This is a genomic window from Streptomyces sp. NPDC001393 (genome assembly GCF_053597455.1).
Genome location: NZ_JBSFIH010000132.1, coordinates 1 through 4,438, shown reverse-complemented (window position 1 = coordinate 4,438; position 4,438 = coordinate 1). Strand labels below are relative to the sequence as shown.

Genomic DNA, 4,438 nt, shown 5'->3' with positions numbered 1-4,438 from the left:
CGATTCGGCGGCGTCGGCGGCACGCGCCGCTTCCCGGGCGTGCCGGTGCGCGCTGGCCGCGGCGTTCGCGGCCTCGTCAGAGTGGGCGCCGGCCTGGTCGGCCAGGGTGTTGGCCTGGTCGGCCGCGTTCGCGGCGTCGGTGGCATCGCTGCCGGCGCCGCTGGCCGCCTTGGCCGCGTCGACAGCGGAAGCTGCCGCGGTGCGGGCGGAGTCGGCGGCGTTGGCGGCGGCACGGGCGCCCGCGGCGGCATCCCGCGCCTGCTGGGCCGCCTTGCGGGCGGCGCCTGCCTGGCCGGCGTCGAGGGCCGCGTTCGCGGCGGCGTCCCGGGCCTGGGAGGCCGCCTCGGCGGCGCCGTCCGCGGCCGCGGCGGCGGCCGAAGCAGCGTTCGCGGCGACACGGGCCGCATCCGTGGCCGCATTCGCGGCGTCGATCGCGGTCTGTGCGGCGTTGGCGGCCTGCTGGGCGGCGCTGGCCGCGCGGGCGGCGGCCGCTGCCGCGTGCTGGGTGTCCTTCTGGGCCGCCTGGGTCTCCGCGGCGGCCTTCTGCGCGGCTTCCTTGGCCAGTTTCGCTGCGGTCACCGCGCGGGCGGAGGCGTCCTTGGCGGCCTGGGTCTGCTGCCCGGCGAGTTTGCCCGCCTTCGCCGCCTGATCGGCCAGCTGCGCGATCGTGGCGTGTTCCTGGTCGTGCGCGCGGGCCACGTACTGCCCGACCTGGAGGAACTCGTGGATGTCGTCGGGGCTGCCGTTGATCGCGATACGGCCGGCCGCCTGGACGTTCGGCCCGCCCGCATCGATGATCTGCGCGGTCTCGACGCGCTCGTCCTGCTCCCGCTCGGTGTACTGGTCGTTCTCGAGGAACCTCTCGATGTCCTCGGGCGTGCCGTTCAGCGCGGCCTGGCCGGCCTTTCTCACCAGCGGGCCGCTGAGATCGATGATCTGCGCGACCCGGATACGCTGGTCCTGCTCCAGCGGCGCCTTCCAGCCGTCCTTCAAGAACGCCTGCAGCTGGTCGGGCGAGTTGCTGTCCAGGGCGGCGCGGGCGGCCTGCTGCAGGTAGGTACCGCCGACACTGGCGACCTGAGCGGTAGCGACGCGCTCGTCCTGGAACTGGATGTCGGAGGCCTGAGCCAGGAAGTTCTTAACCTCGTCGTCACTGCCGACCAGGGCGGCTTCGGCGGCGGCTCGCACGCCGGGCCCGCCGGTCTCCCACAGCCGCACCACCTTGGCGCGGTCGGTGTCCGGAAGCGCACCGCCGGCTGCGGTTGTCGGTGGGGTTGCGTCGGCTCTGGCCGGGGAGGGGGCGGGGCCCAGCAGGCCCAGTACCAGCGCGCTGGGCAGCAGGCCCAGACACAGCACACGCACCGCGTGCTGCGCCCCTGCCGCCACGCGCCGCGGGCGTGGATGTCTCACTGCAGACTCGATTCGTCTCACGTTTTTATGGGGGGTTGTGCGCACCGGCTCGCACAGGGACCTGCACTGATCACAGGCCCGTGCGCGGCCGGGCCCGAGGGGCGGCCCGACGGTGTTCCGCTGCTCCGTCCCTCGAACGCTGTGTGGAACGTCAGTTGGCCGGTGTGAGGCGGACTTCGTCGTGCAGGCCCTTGGCGTCCACGCCGGTGAAGAGGCTGACGCGGCCGTCACTCCAGCGGACGAGGATGTCGTTCGCGGCCGTGTTGGCGGTGAAGGCGCCTGCGGCGACCACGGCGGCGTCCTTCCACTCCGAAGTCCTCGGGCGGATCCTGACCTCACCGGGCAGGGCCTTGCCGGTCAGGCCCGGGTAGAGGGTGGTCTCCCCGTCGACCCAACGCACCAGTAGGTCATCGGTGGTATTACCAGTGAAGGACCCCGTGGTGAGGTACTCGGCGTAGGGCCAGGTGGTGGTGTTCTTGGCGACGATCTGCGCCTGCTTGCTCAGCCCGTGGGCCGCCAGATCGCTGAAGACGGAGACGTGGCCGTCCTTCCAGACCACCAGCAGATCGTCACGGTGGCCGCCCGGCGTGAATCGGCCGCCGGTCAGCAGACGCGCGTCGTTCTGCCAGGCGGTAGTCTGCCGCGGGGCGAGCTGCTTCTCACCGTGAAAACCCTTGGCATCCACCGTCGCGTACTGGGTCATCTCGCCGTCGTTCCAGCGCACGACGAGCCCGTCCGTGCCGTCACCGGTGGCATTGACACCGGTGATCGAGGCGGCATGAGTCCAGATGCTCTTACGGGGCGCCAACTGGTACTCGGCCGCGAACGGGTGCGCGGCGTCGTCTCTGTCGCCGCCCTGGTAGAGGGTGACCTCACCGTCGTTCCACAGGACGATCAAGTCCATGTGCCGGGTGCCGCCCGCCGAGCCGCCGGTGTAGTAGCCCGCAGTCATCTGCACGGCGTCCTTCCACGGCGCGTTCGCGAAGGTCGTGCTGTAGACGACCTGCTGGACCCAGCCCGCCAGATCGTCGACCCGGGCGGCCACCGCCCCGGTACGGCTCTCGGACGGGTCGGTGCCCAGACAACCGCCCTGCCAGGACCGGCTGCTGACACCGACGACAGCCGGACGACCGGCGGCGGTGCTCAGCACCGGACCGCCGGTGTCGCCCTTGCAGATCGCCGCGCCATCCGACTTCCCGGCCAGATCGACCGTGGTGGCACCGACGTTCTGGACGGTGAAAGCGGCAGCGTGCACCTGGTCGGGCACCCACTCCTCGCGCGTACGGCCGTAGCCCGCGGCCTGCACCTCGTCGCCCACACCGGGCGCCGTGCCCGCCACCGGGATCGGGGTGATACCGCTGACCGGTTTGGCCAGCTGAGCCATCACCACATCCCCGTCCGTGCGGGGCGCGAGGTCCACCACCTGCTCGGCGGTGCCGCCGATGGTCGCCGTCGTCTTCAGCTTCGGCGCGCCGGGGGCAAGGGGGCCGCCCGGGGTGTCCGTGAAGCAGGTCGCGGCCGTCAGCAGCCACTGCGGAGCCACCAGGGTGGCCGAGCAGCCGCGCTGGCCTCCGATGTCAAGCCGTGCGGTGGCGGTGGACACCGCAGCGGAAGCCTGCGGGCCCGATACAGCACCTGCGGGCGTGCCCGACAAGGCGGCGACAGCCAGCGACGTAGCGGCGATCAGGCCGGAAGTCCGCGCGATGTGCGGACAAAAGCCAGACATGAGTGTTCCCCGTTTCAGTACAAGATCGGTGAGAAGGCGAATGCAGATCGGTCGGTCAGCCCGTGACGCGAAGTTCCACCAGAACAGCGGACGCACCCCCGGCGGTCCCCTCACCGACGCTCTGATAGCCGTTCTTCGCCACGCTCACCGTCTTCACCGGCGCCGACGGGTCCCCCTGCGGCTTCAGATCCGCGCTGATCGGGTGGTCCGCGGTCTCCAACGCGATGACGTGCGGGAGCTCCAACGTGAGATATCCGGTCTTGGCGGCGGCCTTGAAGCAGTAGGCCCCCTGTGGGTTGCCGCCCTGGCCCTGCACGGTGAGGACCCGGATCTGCTGGGCCGATTCATCACATGCGGCAAGGGTGATGTGTCCGTCTCCCTTGATCAGCCTGATGCCCTTGTCATGCTGAATCTGATCCGCATTGGGGTAGGCGAAGTCCTCCACCGCGGACGGCGGCGTGTCGTTTTCTGACGGCGGCTGCGGGTCAGCAGAAGCGAGCATCGGCGTGCCCGCCAGCGCCAGGACGGCAGCGAATCCCGCGAGCGGGAGCATCCTGCGGATGCGAGGAGTCACCCGGATTCCTTTCCAGGCACGGGTGACGGCATAACGGAATAACATCTGCAGCCCCCCGGTGCACACAGACGTAAAGCGAAAATAAGTGATCGGCCGGGATCCTAAAACGACGTCAGATGTAAATCCAACGTAATAAGACTCACACGGAATGCACGGAACCTACACTGCAGATTCACAGTCAGGGGCATGGGCGTAGTGCCACCGGGATGGCACATCACCCACCAAAGATCGCGGTCGGGCTGATACCCAGAACTGGCGTCATAGTTGCCCGCTAAATTTCTTTTGAAGTCGCCCTCGCGGCCGGTCAGCTGCCGCTTGGCGCGTACCGGCGGCCAAGCCGACTTCTGCCCTACTGGGAGCAACGGCATCAGTTTCCGCGGCCGCCGCCAACCGTCTGCTGTGGGAAGGATCGGCCGGACGCTACGGCTGGCCTCGCCCCGACGGAATCTTCCCGGACGGCCCCGGACCGCAGGCGCGACCACACGCAACTCACCCAGCTCATCGCCCTCGGCCGCGCCTGCGCGGTCGTGCGGAGTCGGGCCGCACCGGGTGGATGCACGGCATCGTCCCGGCGATGTCGCCCACTCCCGCACGATGTCGTCCACTCCAGCCGGTGGACTCCACTTGGTGGAATGAGCTCTTTCAGAGCGGCCACCGGATGGGTGACGAGGCCGGCGCCCGCAACGCACGAGGCTCCCGTTCCGTTGAGAGAGGTGTTCGACGTCTCA

The 4,438-nt window shown here is 69.9% G+C and carries 3 protein-coding genes; all 3 read right to left on the bottom strand.

The genetic code is table 11. The features are described from left to right. On the bottom strand, positions 1-1,386 hold a 1,386-nt coding region (locus tag ACWC2T_RS45705; RefSeq protein WP_450676196.1), incomplete at its 3' end, for an ALF repeat-containing protein. 175 nt (positions 1,387-1,561) lie between these two features. Continuing rightward, complete coding sequence (locus tag ACWC2T_RS45700; RefSeq protein WP_450676195.1) at positions 1,562-3,136, bottom strand: trypsin-like serine protease; 1,575 nt, start codon at positions 3,134-3,136, stop codon at positions 1,562-1,564. Between the two features lie 55 nt (positions 3,137-3,191). After that, complete coding sequence (locus ACWC2T_RS45695) at positions 3,192-3,689, bottom strand: hypothetical protein (RefSeq protein WP_450676194.1); 498 nt, start codon at positions 3,687-3,689, stop codon at positions 3,192-3,194. Positions 3,690-4,438: the final 749 nt, after the last annotated feature.